Source organism: Pseudoflavonifractor phocaeensis, from assembly GCF_038439875.1.
In the GTDB taxonomy this organism is placed as follows: Bacteria; Bacillota; Clostridia; order Oscillospirales; family Oscillospiraceae; genus Vermiculatibacterium.
Map to the genome: position 1 here is coordinate 108,491 of NZ_JBCDMT010000005.1, position 18,701 is coordinate 127,191.

Annotated in this window: 16 protein-coding genes; 5 read left to right on the plus strand and 11 right to left on the minus strand. The window is 64.2% G+C overall.

Annotation, left to right across the window (positions count from 1 at the left end; translation table 11 throughout):
- Window positions 1–12: 12 nt before the first annotated feature.
- The 7 genes from AAEU42_RS10315 to zapA all read right to left on the minus strand — a co-directional run bounded on the left by AAEU42_RS10315 (window position 13) and on the right by zapA (window position 7,316).
- The gene (locus tag AAEU42_RS10315) at window positions 13–2,106 is read right to left on the minus strand and encodes a penicillin-binding transpeptidase domain-containing protein (RefSeq protein WP_342233466.1); all 2,094 of its coding nucleotides are present in this window, start codon (window positions 2,104–2,106) and stop codon (window positions 13–15) included.
- Between the two features lie 96 nt (window positions 2,107–2,202).
- Entirely contained in the window at window positions 2,203–2,715 is a 513-nt protein-coding gene (gene mreD, locus AAEU42_RS10320; RefSeq protein WP_342233467.1) for a rod shape-determining protein MreD, read from the minus strand.
- Window positions 2,716–2,758: 43 nt separating this feature from the next.
- Window positions 2,759–3,613 carry a rod shape-determining protein MreC gene (gene mreC, locus AAEU42_RS10325; protein WP_342233468.1) on the minus strand — a complete coding sequence of 285 codons (855 nt, stop codon included), beginning with the start codon at window positions 3,611–3,613 and terminating at the stop codon, window positions 2,759–2,761.
- A gap of 18 nt (window positions 3,614–3,631) precedes the next feature.
- Window positions 3,632–4,234, minus strand: coding sequence for a Maf family protein (locus AAEU42_RS10330; RefSeq protein ID WP_342233469.1), 603 nt, complete (start codon window positions 4,232–4,234; stop codon window positions 3,632–3,634).
- A gap of 22 nt (window positions 4,235–4,256) precedes the next feature.
- On the minus strand, window positions 4,257–4,733 hold the full coding sequence (dut, locus tag AAEU42_RS10335; protein WP_342233773.1) for a dUTP diphosphatase: 477 nt from the start codon (window positions 4,731–4,733) through the stop codon (window positions 4,257–4,259).
- A gap of 182 nt (window positions 4,734–4,915) precedes the next feature.
- Complete coding sequence (locus AAEU42_RS10340) at window positions 4,916–6,997, minus strand: U32 family peptidase (RefSeq protein ID WP_342233470.1); 2,082 nt, start codon at window positions 6,995–6,997, stop codon at window positions 4,916–4,918.
- Between the two features lies 1 nt (window position 6,998).
- Window positions 6,999–7,316, minus strand: a complete 318-nt coding sequence (gene zapA / locus AAEU42_RS10345) for a cell division protein ZapA (protein ID WP_342233471.1) — start codon at window positions 7,314–7,316, stop codon at window positions 6,999–7,001.
- 345 nt (window positions 7,317–7,661) lie between these two features.
- Here zapA and AAEU42_RS10350 point away from each other — a divergent pair, with 345 nt between their 5' ends.
- The 4 genes from AAEU42_RS10350 (at window position 7,662) to AAEU42_RS10365 (ending at window position 14,447) form a co-directional block, all read left to right on the plus strand.
- Window positions 7,662–8,645: a DnaD domain protein gene (locus AAEU42_RS10350; protein ID WP_342233472.1), complete on the plus strand. Its 984-nt coding sequence runs from the start codon at window positions 7,662–7,664 to the stop codon at window positions 8,643–8,645.
- Window positions 8,646–9,650 carry an ATP-binding protein gene (locus AAEU42_RS10355; protein ID WP_342233473.1) on the plus strand — a complete coding sequence of 335 codons (1,005 nt, stop codon included), beginning with the start codon at window positions 8,646–8,648 and terminating at the stop codon, window positions 9,648–9,650. It begins immediately after the preceding gene.
- Between the two features lie 126 nt (window positions 9,651–9,776).
- Complete coding sequence (locus tag AAEU42_RS10360; RefSeq protein ID WP_342233474.1) at window positions 9,777–12,110, plus strand: S-layer homology domain-containing protein; 2,334 nt, start codon at window positions 9,777–9,779, stop codon at window positions 12,108–12,110.
- Between the two features lie 159 nt (window positions 12,111–12,269).
- Window positions 12,270–14,447: an FG-GAP-like repeat-containing protein gene (locus AAEU42_RS10365; RefSeq protein WP_342233475.1), complete on the plus strand. Its 2,178-nt coding sequence runs from the start codon at window positions 12,270–12,272 to the stop codon at window positions 14,445–14,447.
- An 18-nt stretch (window positions 14,448–14,465) separates the two neighbouring features.
- Here AAEU42_RS10365 and AAEU42_RS10370 read toward each other — a convergent pair whose 3' ends face one another.
- Together AAEU42_RS10370 and AAEU42_RS10375 are read right to left on the minus strand one after the other, a co-directional pair.
- Window positions 14,466–15,020, minus strand: coding sequence for an epoxyqueuosine reductase QueH (locus AAEU42_RS10370; protein ID WP_342233476.1), 555 nt, complete (start codon window positions 15,018–15,020; stop codon window positions 14,466–14,468).
- Window positions 15,021–15,089: 69 nt separating this feature from the next.
- Window positions 15,090–15,326, minus strand: coding sequence for a helix-turn-helix domain-containing protein (locus tag AAEU42_RS10375; protein ID WP_342233477.1), 237 nt, complete (start codon window positions 15,324–15,326; stop codon window positions 15,090–15,092).
- Between the two features lie 109 nt (window positions 15,327–15,435).
- On the opposite strand from AAEU42_RS10375, the gene AAEU42_RS10380 reads away from it, so the two are divergent.
- Entirely contained in the window at window positions 15,436–15,714 is a 279-nt protein-coding gene (locus AAEU42_RS10380; RefSeq protein WP_342233478.1) for a hypothetical protein, read from the plus strand.
- 283 nt (window positions 15,715–15,997) lie between these two features.
- Here AAEU42_RS10380 and AAEU42_RS10385 read toward each other — a convergent pair whose 3' ends face one another.
- Window positions 15,998–17,773 carry an oleate hydratase gene (locus AAEU42_RS10385; RefSeq protein WP_342233479.1) on the minus strand — a complete coding sequence of 592 codons (1,776 nt, stop codon included), beginning with the start codon at window positions 17,771–17,773 and terminating at the stop codon, window positions 15,998–16,000.
- A 130-nt stretch (window positions 17,774–17,903) separates the two neighbouring features.
- On the minus strand, window positions 17,904–18,467 hold the full coding sequence (locus AAEU42_RS10390) for a TetR/AcrR family transcriptional regulator (RefSeq protein ID WP_342233480.1): 564 nt from the start codon (window positions 18,465–18,467) through the stop codon (window positions 17,904–17,906).
- Window positions 18,468–18,701 lie beyond the last annotated feature (234 nt).

Here is an 18,701-nt window from a genome sequence, read left to right on the forward strand (position 1 = left end):
AGGAACCCGGCGTCACCGGGTCAGGGTATTCTCCACCGGGGCGGCGTCCATGGTGTCCTTGGCAGAGAAGTAGTAGTCCAATATCTCGGCGGCGATGGCCGCCACCAGGGTGCCCGAGCCGCCCTTCTCCACCACCAGGGAGACGGCGATCTCCGGGTTGTCGTAGGGGGCGAAGGCCACCAGAAGGGCGTTGGCCTCGCTGTTCCGGGCCACCTGGGCGGTGCCCGTCTTGACGCCGATCTTGACGCCCAGGTCCTTGAAGTACCCGGCGGCGGAGCCCTCGCTGGCCACCATGCCCATGCCGTACTTCACCGCCTCCATGTTGGCGGGGTCCAGGTTGATCTCATCCCGGGCCTCAGGGCGGTACTCCTCCACCACCTGGGAAAAGTCGCTGGACTTCACCGTCTTTAAGAGGTGGGTGGGGTAGTGGGAGCCCCCGTTGACCAGGGTGGCGATATAGTTGGCCAGCTGAATGGGGGTGACCTTGGTGTTGCCCTGGCCGATGGCGGCATACATGGTGTCCCCCTCGTACCAGGTCTGGCCGTGCTTGGCGCTGACCTCGGGCCCGGCCACCTCCCCGGCCTCCTCGTAGAGCTCCAAACCGGTCTTCTGCCCCAGGCCGAAGAGGGCGGCGTAGGTGTCGATCTTCTCAATGCCCATGCGCAGGCCGGTCTCGTAGAAAAACACGTTGCAGGAGTCCCGGATGGCCTCGGACACGTTCTCCCAGCCGTGGGTACGGCCGTACTGGCGGAAGTACCAGCACATGGGCTGGTCCTGGATCCGGTCGTAGTGCTTATACCGGCCCGTGTCCAAAATCTTCTCCGTCCGGGTGATGGCCCCCTCCTCCAGCGCGCCCGCCGCCACCGCCATCTTGATGGTGGAGCCGGGGGCGTAGAGCCCCTGGAGGGCCCGGTTCAGAAGGGGCTTCAGCGGATCGTCCCGCAGGTCGGCGAAGTCCTGGGAATAGGTGGCGGGGTCAAAGCCGGGGTAGGAGGCCATCGCCAGTACGCCGCCGGTCATGTCGGTGACCACGCAGGCGGCCCCCTCGGTCTCGTCGGTCATGCCGGGGACATGGCGCTCCAGCGCCTCCTCCACCACCTCCTGGAGCTTGATGTCCACGGTGAGCATCACGTTGTCGCCGGGGGCGGGAGCCTCCACCTCGCCGGTCTCCTGGTTCACGTGCCAGTTCTCGCTGACGATCTTGCCGCTTTGGTTGAGCTCGATGTCCTTCACGCCGGGGGTCCCCCGGAGGACGCTTTCAAAGGCGGCCTCCACGCCGTCCTTTCCCACCGTGTCGTTCATGGAGTAGCCCTTGTCCTTGTACTGGTCCCACTCCTCGGCGTAGATGGGCCCCACCTGGCCCAGCAGGTGGGCGGCGGAGGCGGTCTCGTACTGCCGGACGGTGACGGTCTCGATCTTCACCCCCGCCAGGCCCCGCTCCTTCACCGCCGTGATGAATTGAATATCCACATCCTGGGCAAAGACATAGCCGGTGCGGGCCACGTCCTTGGAGCGGAGGGCCAGCTCGTAGAGGACCCCCACCAGGGCCCGGCCCTCCTCCTCGCCCACCGCCTCGTCCACCTCAAAATAGGTCCTGAGGGCGGCCACCAGCTCCTTGGCGGAGGGGTCCGCCGGCATTTTCAGCTTTAGGATGTCAGCCAGCCGCCGCAGCTGGGAGGGGGAGGTCGTTTCCACACCGCTGTCGTCGGTGGTCACATTCTCAAAGGGCCGGGACTCGGTGTAGCCGAAGGGGACGCGGCCGCTTACCGGCAGGGTGTCGCTCCACGCCACCCCCTGCTCCCGGCAGATCTCCAGCAGCTCGAGCACCGTGTCGTTCCGGCCCTGGACGTTCCCCATAAGTTTCGTGTCCAGCGTCACTTGGTAGCCGGCCCGGTTGGACACCAGCACCCGGCCATACCGGTCCAGGATCTCCCCCCGGGCGGCCTGCACCGTCTCGGTGTTGGCGATCTTCCGGGTGGACTGCTCCAGATAATAGCTCCCGTGGACCACCTGGAGGTCATAGAGCACCCAGGCGAAGGTCAGCAGGACGGCGGCCAGGGCGGCCACCACCAGCCGGGAGCGGAGATGAAATTGTTTTCCGTCCATCGTATCTCCTTAACAAGACCTTGTTTGAAAATCGGCGGTATGCCCAGGGGCCAAAAGGCCCGCCGATCAGGCATGCCGGCAATTTTCAAACAAGGGCTAAAATACCGTGGCCTTGGGCACCCGCCGAAAGACCCAGCGGAAGAGCAGATACACCAGGGGCACAAAGCACAGCGACCACAAAATCTCCTTGCCCGCCACCGCCAGCATTGGCTCCAGCGGCGCCGAGGCCAGGAAAAGCCGGCCGGCCACCCGGCCGGCGTCGATCACGCACAGGGCCAGGGCCGAGCAGATCAGGCAGCCGATCAAGTCCTGACGCAGCACGTACTGGGCCAGCAGCCCCGTCCCCAGCCCCACCAAAGCCATGGCGAAGGTCATGACCCCGGCGGCGCCGGGGGTCACGGCGTCGAAGAGCACCCCCACCGCCAGGCCGAACCCGGCCCCGGCGGTGGCCCCCTCCAGAGTGGCCACCGCCACCGCCGCCAGGGGCAGCAGCATGGGCACCACCCCGAACAGGGGAAAGCGGTTCAATAAAAAGGATTGGGCAAACCACACCGGCAGCAGGGCCAGGGCATAGGCCAGCCATTTGATGGAAAAATCCTTGGTCGTCATGGTCCGGCCTCCCCTCTCCATGTGTATTGTCCCGGCGGGTTTCTCACCCAACCATGTCGAACGCCTTGATGACGAATACCTGTTCCAGCGTCCCCAGCTGGGCGGCGGGGGTGAGCACGGCGTAATCGCTCATGCCGCTGTCGTCGCTGCGCACCTCTTCCACATAGCCCACCACCAGCCCCGAGGGGTAGGTGGCCGTCCCCCCGGACACCAGCCCGGAGGTGAGGATGGTGTCCCCCGCCAGCAGTTGGGTGTCCTCGGGCAGATAGGTCAGCTTCAGCTTCCCCTGGCCCATGAGCTCGAAATCCCCCTCCAGGATGGCGGCCCCGTCGGTGCGGGCGATGAGCCCGCCCATCTCCAGATCCACGTCCACCACAGTGATGAGGGTGGACCAGTTGGCCCCCACCACAGAGATGACGCCCACCAGGTTCCCGTACTCGTCCACCACGCAGTCCCCCGCCTCCACGCCGGCGGCGGAGCCCCTGCTGATGGTGAGGGTGGAGGACCAGTTGGAGCTGGTGTGGGCGGTAATGGTGGCCTCCTGGAAGTCGAAGTCGGGCCGCTCGATCTTCAGCCCCAGCAGGTTGCGCAGCCGCTCGTTCTCCCGGCTGGCTGCCTCCCCCTCCCGGGCCTGGCGGCGCAGGTCGGCGTTTTCCTTCTTCAGCGCCTCCAGCTCCTCCCGCTCGTTCTCCCGCTGGAAGGCGTCGGAGTAGACCCCCTCGGTCCAGTTGACGAAGGCGTTGATGCCGTTTCGGAAGGGGGTGGCGATGACCCCGGCCACGTTGGCCAGGGGATTGGCCACCCCCCCGAAGGTGAGGGAGACCACCGCCGTGATGAGGGCCAGCAGAAGGGCGATCACCAGGATCAAGATTCCATTGTGTTTGAGAAAGTCCTTCACAGCCCTTGTCTCCCTATCTTACCCTTGTTTCGTCCCGCCGGCGGCCAGGGTCAGGCAGTCCACGCCGAACCCGGCCAGCACCCGGCCCAGGGCGCACACCGGCAGGCCCATCACGTTGAAATAGTCCCCCCGGATGCCGTCCACCAGCAGGGCCCCAAAGCCCTGGATGCCGTAGGCCCCCGCCTTGTCCATGGGCTCGCCGGTACTCACATAGTGCCCGATCTCCTCCGCCGTCAAACTTCGGAAGGAGACCTCCGTGCGCTCGCTGCGGGTGACCGCCTCCCCGTCCCGGAGGACGGTAAAGCCGGTGTACACCTCATGGCGCCGCCCGGCCAGAGCGGTGAGCATCTCCACCGCGCCGGCGGCGTCCCCCGGCTTGCCCAGCACGGCCCCGTCCAGGGCCACCACCGTGTCGGCGGCGATGATCAGCGCGTCCCCGCCCAACTGGGCGGCCACCGCCCGGGCCTTTTCGGCGGAGATAGTCTCCACCAGCCGGTGGGGGGGCAGGGGCCGGTCGGAGCGCTCGTCGATGTCGGGGGTGACGATGCGGAAGTCCCGCAGGCCCATCCGCTCCAGCAGCTCCCGCCGCCGGGGGGAGCCGGAGGCCAAAATGATATCCATAATCTGAATCCCTCTTATTATCTTATGATTTCCCGGTGGAGCCGAACCCGCCCGCGCCCCGCTGGGTATCGTCCAGGGTGTCGGTGACGGTGATCCGGGCTTGGGCCACGGGCATGACCACCAGCTGGGCGATGCGCTCGCCGGGCTGGATCAGATAGTCCTCCCAGCCCTGGTTGAAGAGGGCCACCTGGATCTCCCCACGGTAATCGCTGTCGATGACCCCCACGCCGTTGGCCAGAGCCACCCCGTGCTTGGAGGCCAGGCCCGACCGGGCAAAGACCAGGGCCACGTACTCCGGCCCCGGCAGGGAGATGGCAAGGCCGGTGGGCACCAGCCGGGGCATCCAGGTGCCGTACTTCATCTGCTTCTGACCGGGGAGATAGAAGGGCTCGTCAATGCAGGCCCGCAGGTCCATCCCGGCGGAACCGGGGGTAGCGTAGGACGGGTACTCGATCTCCGTCCCGATCTTGGGGGACAGAGCTTTTATTTTCAATTCCATATCCATGTTGGCTGCCTCCTGAATTGCCTTCCCCTGGGGGAAGGCGGCATTTGCGGGGCAAATGACGGATGAGGGGAACGTATCGTTTTACTCGGGCCCTTCTTGCCGAAAGGTTCCCCTCATCCGTCAGCGGCTTTGCCGCCGACACCTTCCCCCGGGGGAAGGCTTTTTGGGGGCTTTTTCTATTCCACGCCCCGGTAATAGAGGCCCCGGGTAAAGGCCCCCGGCGACCACTCGCTCCCGCCCTGATACCGCTCCAAGGCCTGGACGCACTCCCAGGGATTTTCCGTGGTGAAGGCCAGCCGGGCGTAGGTCAGCCCCGCCTTCTTCCACTCCGGCTTGTCCGCCAGGAACAGTTTTTTGCTGTTCAAAATCTCGTTGCGGCACCCGGCGGCCTTCACCACCGGGAAACGCTCGCCCTTGCGGTCGGTGAGGATGTTCTCCCCCTCGCAGGTGCATTGGCCCGAGCGGTTTTTCACGATGCAGTTCTCCACGATCATCAGCGGCAGCCGCCCATAGACCAGGGCCTCCGCCGGGATGGCCTTGGACAGGTCCCGGATCTGGGCCAGCTTCAGCTCAAAGGACAGGGTGGCCGAGGCAAACCCCAGGCGCTTGTACTCCTTGAGGGCCTGGGCGTTGAACACCGGCAGGCCGTAGTCGGCCCGGAGGGTGAAGCCCAGCGCCCGGGCAGCGGAGAGCATCCCCAGATTGCCCACCAATGCCTCGGTGGCCCCCAGCTCCCGGGCCCGCTTCAGCTGATCCAGGACGCCGGGCCACTCCCGGTCCCAGATGACCCGGGGGAGGATGACCCCCACCGCCGTCTCCGGCCGCAGGCCCTTGAGGCACTCGGGATGCTGGGAGAGCTCCTCCGCGGGAAGATAGAGTATGGCGGGGGCCCGCCCCAGCAGCTCCGGGCTCACCTGGGCGGCCTTCCGCACCGAGACGGTGAGGGCGGGGGGCGCCGTGGGATTCTCATACCGGGCCCCGGCGTGATATTCCCCGCTCCCCCGGGGCGGAAGGGCCCGGCGCTGGGCGGAGAGGTCCTCCAATACTTGGCGGCGCAGGGCGTTAAGGGCGGAGAGGGGCACCGAGAGCCCCTCCTCCACCAGGGCCTTCACCTTTCCGCACCGGTAGGGGGTCCCGCCGGTCCGGGCCAGCTGCTTCTCCACCTGGTCGGCGGTGATGGACCGGGTGAGGGCGGCCTCGGGGACATCCCCCGCGGCGGTGGCCACCCGGCCGTCCGGGTCCTCCACCCCAACCCGCACCGGTTCCCCCTTGCGGACCATGGCGTAAAAATTCACATCCACCAGGGGGTTTTCCTGGTTGACATAAGTTTGACGTGCCTGGGCAAACAGCTCCTTGGGTTCAGGGGTGTTCTCTGGCCGGACGCCGAACATATCCGGCCCGGTCCGGTCCTCGAAATAACCCTGGGTGAAGCCCTGGCGGGAGAAGGCCGCCTCCAGGTCCCGCAGCTCCTGGTCGGTGGGCAGCCGGTCCTCCTTGAGAACGGCGGCGTAGATCCGGGTGATGACCGCCACATACTCCGCCCGCTTCATCCGCCCCTCCAGCTTGAGGCAGGCCACCCCCATCTTTCTGAGCTGGCGCAGCTTGTCGATGAGGCAGGCGTCCTTGAGGGAGAGTGGATAGCCGTCGGGGCGGCCCCCCCAGCCGTATTTCATGCGGCAGGGCTGGGCGCACAGCCCCCGGTTGCCGCTGCGCTCCCCCACCACGGCGGAGAAGAAGCACTGGCCGGAGTAGCACATGCAAAGGGCCCCGTGGCCGAACACCTCGATCTCGATGGGGGAGCGGTCGCAGATGTACTCGATCTCGCTGGCGGACAGCTCCCGGGAGAGCACCGCCCGCTTCATCCCCAGGTCGGCGCAGGCCTTCACCCCGTCCAGGTTGTGGACGGTCATCTGGGTGGAGGCGTGGACGGTGAGGTCGGGGGCCGCCTGGCGCACCGCCCGGAGGACCCCCAGGTCTTGGACCAGCACGGCGTCCGCCCCCAGCTCGCTGGCCCTTCTCGCCAGGCCGGCGGCGGCGGGGAGCTCCCGGTCGGTAAGGAGGGTGTTGAGGGTCAGGTAGACCTTCACCCCCCGCAAATGGCAATAAGAGATCGCCGAGGCGAAATCCTCCTCGGTGAAATTTTTGGCGTTCCGGCGGGCGTTGAAGTCGCCGTAGCCCATATAGACAGCGTCCGCCCCGTTCTGCACGGCGGCGGTGAGGGAGTCCATAGACCCCGCGGGCGACAGGAGTTCCAGCATGTCAGCTCTTCTTGTTCTGAAGCTTGAAGATCTCCCGCTTGGCCTCGGACAGCTGCATCTTCAGGTCGGTGGCCTCCTCCAGGTACTCCTTGAGCTGGCCCCGCAGGTTCTCAGCGGCCTCCACCTCTTTAAAGTACTCGTCGGCCACGTTGAGGGCGGCCAGGACGGCGGCCTCGGTGGTGGAGACCTTCGAGCCCTCCAGCACTTCCCGCAGCTTGGCGTCCACGTGGTGGGCCACCTTCTCCATATAGGCGGCGTCCTCGGTCGCCACCAGGGTGTATTCCTGGTTGGCAATGGTCACGGTCACCCGGTTTTTCACACTGAGCCCCTCCTCTGTCTGTTTTTGTTTCACGGATGCGATTAGAGTTATTATATCATAGGTAGGGGCGGTTGAAAAATAAAAAATCGTGAATTTTTTATTCTTTGGGGCGGCAGGCCGCCGCAAAAGGCGGGGGACGGGGGCGGGCGGATAATATCCGCCCCTACATGGGACGCACAAATTACTTGCGTACCCGCGCGGCAGGCCGTATCCGTAGGGGCGGCTATCAGCCGCCCGCCCCTCGTCCCCCGCAGGGCCGCATCCCCCCACATTCCCACTTTACGCCAGGGGCGATTTCGTGTAGAATGAGATGATAGAATATTTCGTCGAAAGGAGGGCCTTCCCATGGCCGACAGCGTGTTCCTGCCCGGCAATATCCTCTCCCTGGCCGCCGGGGCCGCCGACCGGCTCATCGCCGCCGGGAACGGGGACGCGGCCCTCCTCTACCTGTGGCTTTTGAAGGCGGGGGGCGCCTATCAGACCGGCCCCGCCGCCCACGCCCTGCGCTGGGACCCCGCCCGGACCGAGGCCGCCCTCTCCCTCCTGGTGGGGATGGGCCTGGCCGAGGCCAACACCCAGGCTCTGGCCCCCGCCCTCCACCCCTCCGAGGAGCCGCCGGAGTACACCGCCGCCGACCTGAACCGGGAGCTGGAGAACAAGGATTCCCCCTTCCCCGCCCTGGTGGGGGAGGTCCAGCGCCGTCTTGGAAAGGTGCTGTCCACCGCCGACCTCAAGTGCCTCTACACCATCTACGACTTTGCCGGCCTCCCCGCCGAGGTGATCCTGCTGGCGGTGAGCTGGTGCGTGGAGGAGAGCGAGCGGAAATACGGCCCCGGCCGAAAGCCCCGGCTCCCTCAGATCCAGAAGGAGGCCCTGCGCTGGAAGGAGCGGGGGGTGGATACCATGGAGGGGGCGGAGGCCCACCTGAAACGGCTGGCCATGCTGCGCTCCCGGTCGGGGCAGATCATGGCCCTGCTGGACATCCGGGACCGGCCCCCGGTGGCCCGGGAAAAGGAATACATCGCCGCCTGGGTGGACATGGGCTTCGACGACGAGGCCATCCGCCTGGCCTACGAGAAAACGGTGCTGAAAAAGCAGTCCCTCAACTGGCCTTATATGAATTCCATTTTGAAGAACTGGCACCAGAAGGGCCTGCACACCCTGGCCCAGATCACCGCCGGGGACAGCGTCCGCCCCCAGCGCCCCGCCTCCGCCGCCGGGGCCACCGCCCCCCAGCCCGCCGCCCCCGGCGAGGCCGACCGAAGGGCCCGGGAGGATATGGAGCGGATGCGGGCCTTTTTGAGACAGCACAGCGAGGAGGGAACCTGAATGGCATATGATCCCGCCGTCCTCCGCCGGGCCTCCGCCCGGCTGGAAGGGGCCCGGAAAGCCCGGCAGGAGGACCTGTCCCGCCGCCGGAAGGCCATCTACGCCCAGGTGCCCGAGCTGGCCGACATCGACCGCCAGCTTAAGGGGACCATCCTGGACATCATCAGCTCCTGCCTGCGCTCGGGCACCGACCCCGGCCCCGCCCTGGGGGTCATCAAGGACAAAAACATGGCCCTCCAGGCCCGGCAGGCCGACCTGCTCCAGGCCGCGGGCTACTCCCCCGACGCCCTCAGCGACGCCCCCGCCTGCCGCAAATGCGGCGACTCCGGCTGGGTGGGCGCCCGGATGTGCGACTGCCTGAAGGCCCTGTGCGCCGAGGAGCAGGTGAAGGAGCTGTCCAAGCTCCTGGACCTGGGGGAGCAGTGCTTCGACGCCTTCTCCCTGGATTGGTACTCCCCCCTCCCCTGGCCGGGAGAGGCCATGTCCCCCCGGGAGAACATGGAGTTTCTCTATGAGCTGTGCCTCAACTACGCCCAGAAGTTCGGAAAATTTTACTTTAAAAACCTCTTCCTCACCGGCGATCCCGGCCTTGGCAAGACCTTCCTCTCGGCCTGCATCGCCCGGACGGTGGCGGAGAACGGCTTTTCCGTAGTCTATGATACGGCGGTGAGCGTCTTTGCCCGGTTTGAGGAACAAAAATTTTCCAGAGACGTCGAAGAGGGACAGGAGGCCGGCCGGGAGACCCGGCGGTACCTGAACTGCGATCTGCTCATCCTGGACGACCTGGGCAGCGAGATGACCACCCCCTTCGTCCAGTCCGCCCTCTACACTCTGGTCAACTCCCGCCTGCTCCACGGCAGGGCCACCGTCATTTCCTCCAACCTGTCCATGGACGGGGTGCGTGCCCGGTACGCCGGACAGACCGCCTCCCGGCTGGAGGGGGAGTACCGGGTCCTGCGGTTTTACGGGGAGGATATCCGCCTCAAACGCAAGCAGCGGCTCTGATCGGCCGATTCCCCCTCTTTTTGCTGGGAAATATTGGCCTGCCCATGGGAAATGATTGCATTTTCCCCGGTGAAAGCGTATAATTTATGTAAAGTACCCATTTTCAAGATTATTTTGGAGGTACCTATGATGAAATTGAAACGGCTCGGGGCGCTTGCCACCACACTGGCGCTCACCCTCTCCATGACGGCGCTGCCCGCCGCCGCCATTGAGTTTACCGACGTGCCCAGCACCTATTGGGGCTATTCCGACATCAGCAAGATGTCCAACCAGGGCTACGCCAAGGGCTACGAGGACGGAACCTTCAAGCCCGAGGGCAAGATGACCGCGGCCGAGACCCTCCTGTTCTGCGCCAGGGCCACGGGGGTGGAGTCCTCCACCCAGACCAAGATCGCCCAGGCCCGGGCCGAGCAGATGGAGGAGATCCTCCCCGAGAGCATGGTCTCCTGGGCCGCCAAGGAGATGGCCGTGGCCGTGGAGGCCGGGGTCCTCACCGTTCCGGAGCTGGAGGCCCTGTCCGAGGCGGGCGCCCTGGCCAAGACCATCACCCGGGAAAACATCTGCATGTACCTGGTGCGGGCCATGCAGCTGGAGCCCCTGGCCAAAAGCCTGACCACCTACTCCCTGACCTATAAGGACAAGAGCGACATCTCCGCCGCCCTGCAGCCCTATGTCTATGTCCTCACCAACTTCGGCATCGTCAAGGGCACCGACACCGGGGACTTCGACCCCAAGGGCGCGGTGACCCGGGCCCAGATGACCACCATGCTCAGCCGGGCCCTGGACTTTATGAAGACCTCCGGCATCGTCACCGAGCTTCCCGAATATACCACCTACGACTGGCAGGGGGGCACCATCGCCGCCGTCACCTCCTCCGCCGACGGCGCCATCATCCTCACCCTCTCCAGCGACATCTCGGGCAACCGCTCCTACTCCCTGCCCTCCACCGTGAAGATCTACGAGGACAATATGCTTACCACCTCCACCGCCCTGAAGACCGGCCAGTACGTCAGGCTGAACCTGACCTCCGGCGGCGCGGTGCGGGAGGCCCGGCTCAGCGGCGCCCTCACCACTTATAACGGCAGCGTCTCCAGCCTGGCCGACGGCCAGCTCTCCCTGCTGGTCAACGGCGCGGCCAGGAACCTGACCATCGACCGCTTCACCGAGGTGATGGTGGGCAAGACCGTGGGCGACCGCAGCATCATCGACGAGGACGCCGGGTACACCTCCGCGGTGTGTTACGTGGACGAGATGGGCCATCTGGCGGGTGTGAAGTTTGCCGGCGGCACCCAGCTGGTCAGCGGCCTGGTGGAGAGCGTCACCACCGTGGGCGGCACCACCACCCTGGGGGTCACCCAGTTCAACGGCGTGGTCTACCGCTACTCCGTGCCCACCGGCATCGCCGTCACCGTCAACGGGGTGCTGGGCTCCCTCACCACCGGCAACGTGGGCGACTACGTCCAGGTCCGGGTGAGCAACGACACCGCGGAGGCCGCCTCCATCGCCGTGGACACCGTCAGCAACTACATCCAGGGGCCCATCAAGCGGCTGGGCACCGTGGGCACCGCCCGGAGCGTCTACATCGTGGACCAGTTCACCGGCAAAGAGGTTTCCTATAACGTGAGCCAGAGCGCCGTCATCACCTACAACGGCGATGTGAAGACCGTCTCCCAGATCGAGAGCGGCTGGTACGTCACCGTCCTGGTGTCGGGCAATATGATCACCCAGATGGAGGCCTACTCCGGCTCCGTCACCGTGGAGGGTACCCTGACCTCCATCACCTACGGCACCACCACCGTGATCCAGATCACCCAGGCCGACGACAGCGTGGTGACCTATTCCCTGGACATCACCGACCTGCCCACCATCAACCGCAGCAATAAGACCAGCTCCATCGACCAGCTGCGCACCGGCGACAGCGTGGTGGTGACCATCCGCTACAACGAGGTGGAGAAGATCGACGCCACCCCCCAGACCGCCAACCTGAACGGCACCATCAACAAGATCACCATGGAGACCAACGGCGTCACCATGGAAGTAAAGCTCACCGACGGCACCACCGCCACCTATTCCGTCTCCGAGGGCGTGTCGGTCACCCAGGGGAGCGCTTCCTCCAATATTTACAGCCTGAAGCCCGGCTACACCGTGGGCCTCGTGACCAACGGGGACCAGGTCATCTCCATCGAGATCACCGCCACCTCCTCCTCCGCCACGGAGCTGAAGGGCACGGTGCTCCTCACCAACTCCTCCGGCGGCACCCGGACCATGACCGTCCAGGTCACCGATTCCCTGGGAAATACCAACCTGGTCACCGTGGACGTGAAGAACGCCAGCCTTATGAGCCTGTCCGGTTCCAGCCTGAGCCTGTCTTCCGGCTTCACCGCCGGGGACGTCATCACCGCCTACGGCAGCTATGACGGCGCCGCCTTCGTGGCCACCATCGTCATCAAGCAGAACTGAACCGCCCGCTGAACCCCAGACCGCCCCGGGACCCTTGTGGTCCCGGGGCGGTTTTTCTTTCCTTTTTTCTCTTTTAGGAGATCTCTCCCATTTTTATTTACATTTGGAAATAAATTTGCTATCCTATATGATAACTATATAGGAAACGAGGGACCTGCTATGAAACGCGCCGCCGCCCTTCTGCTCAGCGCCGCCCTGATCCTGTCCGCCCTCCCCGCCGCCGGGGCCTCCGACACGCCCTCCGCCTGGGCGGGGAACGCCGTCACCTGGCTTCAGAGCACCGGAAAGCTCACCGACGCCGACTTCAGCGGCTACGACAGGACCGTCACCCGGGCGGACTTTGCCCGGCTGGGGGTCGTCCTCTACGAACTCATCACCGTGATGCCCACCCCGGACGTCTCCCAGACGAAAAACCCCTTCACCGACACCGATGACGTGAACGTCCTGCGGGCCTACAAGCTGGGGCTGGTCAACGGCACCGGGGACGGCACCACCTTCTCCCCCGACGCGGCGGTGAACCGGGAGCAGATCGCCGTCATGCTCCTGCGGGTGCTGGATGCCTGCGGCCTGCCGTACAGCGGGGCCGACGTGTCCGCCGTCACCTTTTCCGACGAGGCCGAGCTGAGCTCCTGGGCCGCCGGGAGCGTGAAGCGGGCCTACCTTATCCAAATCATGAACGGCACCGGGGGCAACTCCATGTCCCCCCAGGCCCCCGTCACCCTGGAGCAGGCCTACCAGCTCCTCTACAACATTTACACCAACCGGGACGCCATTGCCGCCGGGCAGACCCGCTCCATCTCCGCCGGAGCCCTGGGGACCCTCTCCCTGAAATACACCGGGGCCGGGAAATACGACACCGGCTGGGTGGAGGAGGCGTACAACGCCCAGCCCGCCGTCTGCGACCTGGAGGGGGACGGTACCCTGGAGATCGTCGCCGCCTCCTACTCCATCACCTGCCTGGACGCCGCCACCGGCGCCCTCAAGTGGCGGGTGCCCTCGGGCTACGACCGAAGCAATCCGAACGCCCAATACCTGGGCCGGACCTGGGCCGACGTGTTCGTGGGAGACGTGGACGGCGACGGCTTCAACGAGATCGTCACCGGCCACTCCAACGGCACCCTGGCGGTATACGACCGCTACGGCTACTTCAAGCCCGGCTGGCCCGTGACTCTGCCCGGGGACATTTACAGCGTGGCGGTGGCCGACCTGGACGGGGACGGCACCCTGGAGATCGCCGCGGGCATCGGCGAGGCCGACGGGATCAACGTCTGGGTCTACGAGCATGACGGCAGCGTCCGCCCCGGCTGGCCCCAGCTGGACCCCAGCGTGGACGGCCAGAAGTTCCAGCGCAAGGAGACCGACCCCCAGGCCGCCGGAACCGCTTTCGCCTGGGGCGTGTTCAACGACAACATCGCCATCGGGGACATCGACGGCGACGGCGTCCCCGAGATCGTGGTGCCCGCCGACGTGCCCCAGATCTGCGCCTACAAGCCGGACGGCACCCAGGTCCGCTCCGCCGCCGCCCTCCGGGGCGGCGTGGTCTGGGGCCGGGTGGGGGCCTTTTCCGACGCCGCCTACGAGTATCAGGTCCCCAACGGCGGCTGGGGCATCCAGAATGACCGCATGGGATACCCCATCGACCTCTTTTCCCTGCCCATGAACGAGCGGCGCATCGCCACCTTTACCCACTCCAAGGCCGTTATCGCCGATGTGGACGGGGACGGGAAGAGCGAGGTGGCCGTGGTGGGCGCGGTCCACGACCGGGCGGTGGGGCCCCTGCCCAGCCTCTACCAGGAGCTCTACCTCTATCGGGGCGACCGCACCCGGTTCGACGCCGGCTGGATGTCCGCTCCCGACCGCCTGGGCGCCCCCCTCTCCGAGGACTGGTCGGTCATCGAGCGGTGCACCCCCGACCCGGTGTGCGCGGATCTGGACGGGGACGGGAAGCTGGAGATCCTCTACCCCGACTTCTCCGGCAAGCTCAACTGCTACTGGCTGGACCACACCCAGCACGGGAACTGGCCCATCAACGTCTACGACGGCACAACCATGGAGTACGCCACCGCCCCGGCGGTATATGACTTCAACGGCGACGGCACCCCCGAGATCGTTTTCGCCACCCACACCCAGAAGAACGGAAGCAAAAAGGGCTCCCTCCTCATCGCCGACACCCAGGGCAATGTGCTCCAGCGGGTGGAGCTACCCGACTCCCTGGGTGACCCCATCCCCAACGGCTGCTGCATCCCCCCGGTCATCGCCGACGTGGACGGGGACGGAAAAATGGAGATTGTGCTGCACACCTACCTGTCCGGGGTGACGGTATACGACCTGGACTGACAGAAAAAAGCGGAGGCCTCAACAGGCCTCCGCTTTCTTTTTCTTCTTTTTGCAGTAGCGGTCCTCTTCGCTGAACACGCACCCGCAGTACTTCTGCATGTAGAGCCCCAGGGCCCGGGCCTCGTCCTGGCCCTCCCGGTAGTGGGGGGAGAAGTCGTAGGGGGCGAATTTCACCCCGTACTGTCTCGCCAGCTTTTCCCCCGTCTCGAAGATGAGGGGGGTGTTCTGGTAGGGGCTGACGGTGAGGGTGGTGCAGAAGGCGTCGAAGCCGTTCTCGGCGGCGTACCGGGCGGTTTCCGCCAGGCGGCAGGCGTAGCAGTAGCCGCAGCGGCCGTCGATGTCGCCGCACACCGCCTTCACGAAGGGCCGCAGGCCGTACTCGTCCTCCATCACCAGCTCCAGGCCGATGGACTTGGCATAGTCGGTGAGGCAGTTGCGGCGGGCGCGGTACTCGGTGAAGGGGTGGATGTTGGGGTTATACCAAAAGCCCGTGGGCTCGATGCCCTCGGAGCGCAGCTGCTTGACGCAGGCCACCGAGCAGGGGGCGCAGCAGATGTGGAGCAGGAGTTTCATGGTTGGGGCCTCCTTCCTGGGATGGGGATATTGTAGCGCAGAAGAAAAGGAAGAGCAATCTCTTCCCTGTTAAAAGCCCTGGAAAAAATCATCATAGGAACAGCCTAAAACCTTGCGAAGGGCAGCAAGCTCACTGACACGGATATTATAAGTCCCACCTTCTATATGTGCGTAAAAATCCCGGGACATGTTGACCCCCAATACTTGCAGCTTTGCGGACACCTGCTCCTGGGTATATCCCGCCTTGATCCGCAGTCGGCGGATGTTTGCCCCAATGCTGTGATCCTGTTTGATCTTCTGCTCCATGCCTCATTCCTCCCACCCAAAATATGTGGTAATCCACACATTTTTAATTGATTATACAAGACGAATCCTGTATAATTGTGTGGTATTCCACATAAACGGGGGTAAATTTATGTACGAGGAAAACAAAACACTTAGACTTCAGCATTGGATTACAAAGAATTTCGATGACTGGAGCACAATTTGTGGGACAGGAAAATTTCCTATTGATGAACAGGAGTTTATGCGCTTGATAAAAGTCTTGGTCGACAATGATTTTGAAGAAATGACTTTAGTCCTGATAAACTGCCACTTTTATGCCATACAAAATCGGGCGCAAAAAGCACGGAACATAATTGCAGACGCTTGCAAGGACGAGTTAAGGCACAGAGGGTTGGAAGCAGATAAATAGCTTGTAAGACAAGGGGACGGTTCTTCCGCCCCAAATGCCTTCCCCTGGGGGAAGGTGCCCCAGTGCGCGCACTGGGGCGGATGAGGGGAGCGGCGGAGGGTCGAAAAGGCTCTGCGGAAGGGATAACCTCCCCTCATCAGTCTCGCTGCGCTCGCCAGCTTCAACGACTCCGCATGCATCAAGCGGCCCTAAGCTGCCGCTAAGGCCCGCTAGACCCCAAGGGGAAGCCTTTGAAAAAGCCCCCGGCGGCGCATGAGCGCCGCCGGGGGCTTCCTTTTTGTCGTTAGATGAGGTGATACCGCTCCAACAGCTCGGGCACGATGGTGCCCTCCACCTTTTTGAGGGCCTTTTTCCCCACGAACCGGGCGCCGAAGGGGAGGGCGATGTCCTCCAGCTTCTTGCCGTCCATCATCTTGGAGGTGGCGTCCAGCAGGGCCCGGACGTCGTAGACGCTGCCCCAGACCTCGGGGACGCCCCGGTCCACGTCCAGGAGGGTGTAGACGGCCTCCATGGCGGTGCGGACGGAGTACTCGGTGGTGAAGACGGTATCACGGGGGGTCTCGCAGAACTGGCCCAGGAAGGCGAAGTTCACGCAGCCCTCGGGGACCACCAGGGGCCGGTCGCCCTTGGTGCGGGGCATGAAGAAGGCGGTGATATAGGGCATCATGACAGGGACGGTGCGGGCGGAGTTGTGGGCCAGGTCCAAAATCTGGTCCTCGGGCACGCCGATGTGGTAGAGCCACTCCTGGCAAATCTCCTCGCCGGTGCAGTCGCGCATGGGCTTTTTGACAAAATCGCCGGGGCGGTCGGTGAAGAGGCCGTAGACCCAGACGCAGCACTGGTCCTTGGGCTGGGACTTGAACTGGCCCTGGCGGTTGATGGTCCAGGACATGTACCAGCCGGAGTCCTTGCAGGTGACGATGCCGCCGGTGACGGTGCGGCCGGAGAGGGGGTCGCGCTTGCAGATGTTCTGGATATAAGGCAGAATCTTGCCGTCCAGGGTGGTGACGGTGGCGGACTCCCAGTTGGTCTTGTGGATGTCCGAGCAGAACTTCTCCGGCCGGCCGAAGGCGGGGTCCTGGGCGGCGATGTTCTTCCACAGCTTCCAGCACTCCCCCTCGCCGTCCTTGACGTTCACCACGGGGGCGTGGTCCTGGTCGCCGTAGGCGGAGGAGTCGGTGCAGGAGCCGTTGGTGAGGAAGACCAGGTCGTCCTCGATGAGGTCGATGGCCTCCTCCTTTCCCTCGTGGAGGCAGAGGATCTGCTTGGCCACCTTCTTGTCCGGGGTGATGTCGAAGAGGACGTTCGTCACCTTGGTGTCGTACTGGAAGTGGACGTTGTGGGATTCCAGGTACTTCACCATGGGGAGGATGAGGGACTCATACTGGTTGTAGCGGGTGAACTTCAGGGCGGAGAAGTCGGGCAGGCCGCCGATGTGGTGAATGAAGCGCTGGATGTAGAGCTTCATCTCCAGGGCGGAGTGCCAGGTCTCGAAGGCGAACATGGTCTGCCAGTAGAGCCAGAAGTTGGACTTGTAGAACTCCTCGTCGAAGACGTCGTCGATGGTCTTGTCGTAGAGCTGCTCGTTGGGGGTCATGAAGAGCTTGATGAGCTCCATGCTGGCCTCGTCGGAGAGGGTGAACTTGTTCTCGGTGTGAAGGTCCTCCCCCCGGTTGTGGGTGGCCCGGCACAGGGAGTAGTTGGGGTCCTTCTTGTTGAGGCGGTAGTACTCGTCCAGGACGGTGAGCTCCGGGTCCTCCAGGGAGGGGATGGAGCGGAACAGGTCCCACAGGCACTCGAAGTGGTTCTCCATCTCCCGGCCGCCCCGCATGACATAGCCCCGGGTGGGATCGTTGATGCCGTCGCAGGCGCCGCCGGGGAGCTTCCCGGCCTCCAGGATGTGGATGCGCTCCCCCTTCATCTGGCCGTCCCGGACCAGAAAGCAGGCGGCGGACAGGGCCGCCAGGCCGGAGCCCACGATGTAGGCGGACTTTTTCTCCACGTCGCGGGGCTTCTCGGGGCGGGCAAAGGCTTCGTAATTACCGTTGGAATGATACATAAGATGACCTCCTAAAATCGGTGTGGTTTTCTTCCATGGCCCTATCATAAGCCCGCCCAGGGTTTCCCACCATAGACAGAAAAACCCCTCTGTCCGAAAACCAGACAGAGGGGCCGGTGTGTCATAAAATTCAGTTTTTCCGGGTGGAGAACCGCTCCAACGCCTGGGGGATGCTCCCCCGGATCACCAGCTCCAGCCGGTCGATGATCTCCCGAGGCTCCCCCTTCATGCCGCCCCCGATCCACTCCAGCACCAGACCCACCAGGGCGTATTTATAGAGGTGGGCGATGAAGGCCCGGTCCTCCTCCCGGACGGACAGGCCCGCCGCCTTCTCCTCCACCACACCCCACAGGAGGTCGTAGACCTCGTGGTAGAGGTAGCTCTCCAGGTGCTCCCGGCTCAGGGAGTGGTAGGTCCGGGTGACGAAGGCCCGGTTGTCCAGGACGTACTGGAAGATGTGGAGGAAGCCCTCCTGCCAGGTGTCGTAGGTCTTTTTGCCGCCGATGGCGGCCGTGGCCTCGCTGGTGTAGATCCACTCCACCAGGTCGTAGATATCCTGGAAGTGGTAGTAGAAGGTCTGGCGGTTCACGCCGCAGTCCTCGGCGATATCGGTGACGGTGATTTTGTCCAGGGGCTTTTGCTCCAGGAGCTTTTTCAGCGACGCCGCCAGGGCCCGCTTGGTGGTCTGGGACATGGAAACACCTCTTTTCCAGCCGGCGTATGATGAGTATTATGTTTATTTTACCATGGATGGGAATGGATTTCAAAGAAAAGGAACACTATGAAATCCGAAATTGTTTGGCCTTCATTTTGATTGGGACCGTTTTCCTGTTTTTCTGCCCCGGGTCCACTTTGTCCAAAACTTTTTGCTTCCCACACGAATTTCCCTTGCATTTTCCCATTGATTTTTCTTCAGCGCCCTGCTATA

Coding starts and splice junctions, on each gene's coding strand:
- AAEU42_RS10380 (WP_342233478.1), top strand. CDS start 15,436: ATGTACGAGGAAAACAAAACACTTAGACTTCAGCATTGGATTACAAAG.
- AAEU42_RS10350 (WP_342233472.1), top strand. CDS start 7,662: ATGGCCGACAGCGTGTTCCTGCCCGGCAATATCCTCTCCCTGGCCGCC.
- AAEU42_RS10370 (WP_342233476.1), bottom strand. CDS start 15,020: ATGAAACTCCTGCTCCACATCTGCTGCGCCCCCTGCTCGGTGGCCTGC.
- AAEU42_RS10360 (WP_342233474.1), top strand. CDS start 9,777: ATGATGAAATTGAAACGGCTCGGGGCGCTTGCCACCACACTGGCGCTC.
- dut (WP_342233773.1), bottom strand. CDS start 4,733: ATGGAATTGAAAATAAAAGCTCTGTCCCCCAAGATCGGGACGGAGATC.
- AAEU42_RS10365 (WP_342233475.1), top strand. CDS start 12,270: ATGAAACGCGCCGCCGCCCTTCTGCTCAGCGCCGCCCTGATCCTGTCC.
- AAEU42_RS10385 (WP_342233479.1), bottom strand. CDS start 17,773: ATGTATCATTCCAACGGTAATTACGAAGCCTTTGCCCGCCCCGAGAAG.
- AAEU42_RS10315 (WP_342233466.1), bottom strand. CDS start 2,106: ATGGACGGAAAACAATTTCATCTCCGCTCCCGGCTGGTGGTGGCCGCC.
- AAEU42_RS10390 (WP_342233480.1), bottom strand. CDS start 18,467: ATGTCCCAGACCACCAAGCGGGCCCTGGCGGCGTCGCTGAAAAAGCTC.
- AAEU42_RS10355 (WP_342233473.1), top strand. CDS start 8,646: ATGGCATATGATCCCGCCGTCCTCCGCCGGGCCTCCGCCCGGCTGGAA.
- AAEU42_RS10340 (WP_342233470.1), bottom strand. CDS start 6,997: ATGCTGGAACTCCTGTCGCCCGCGGGGTCTATGGACTCCCTCACCGCC.
- AAEU42_RS10330 (WP_342233469.1), bottom strand. CDS start 4,234: ATGGATATCATTTTGGCCTCCGGCTCCCCCCGGCGGCGGGAGCTGCTG.
- AAEU42_RS10375 (WP_342233477.1), bottom strand. CDS start 15,326: ATGGAGCAGAAGATCAAACAGGATCACAGCATTGGGGCAAACATCCGC.
- mreD (WP_342233467.1), bottom strand. CDS start 2,715: ATGACGACCAAGGATTTTTCCATCAAATGGCTGGCCTATGCCCTGGCC.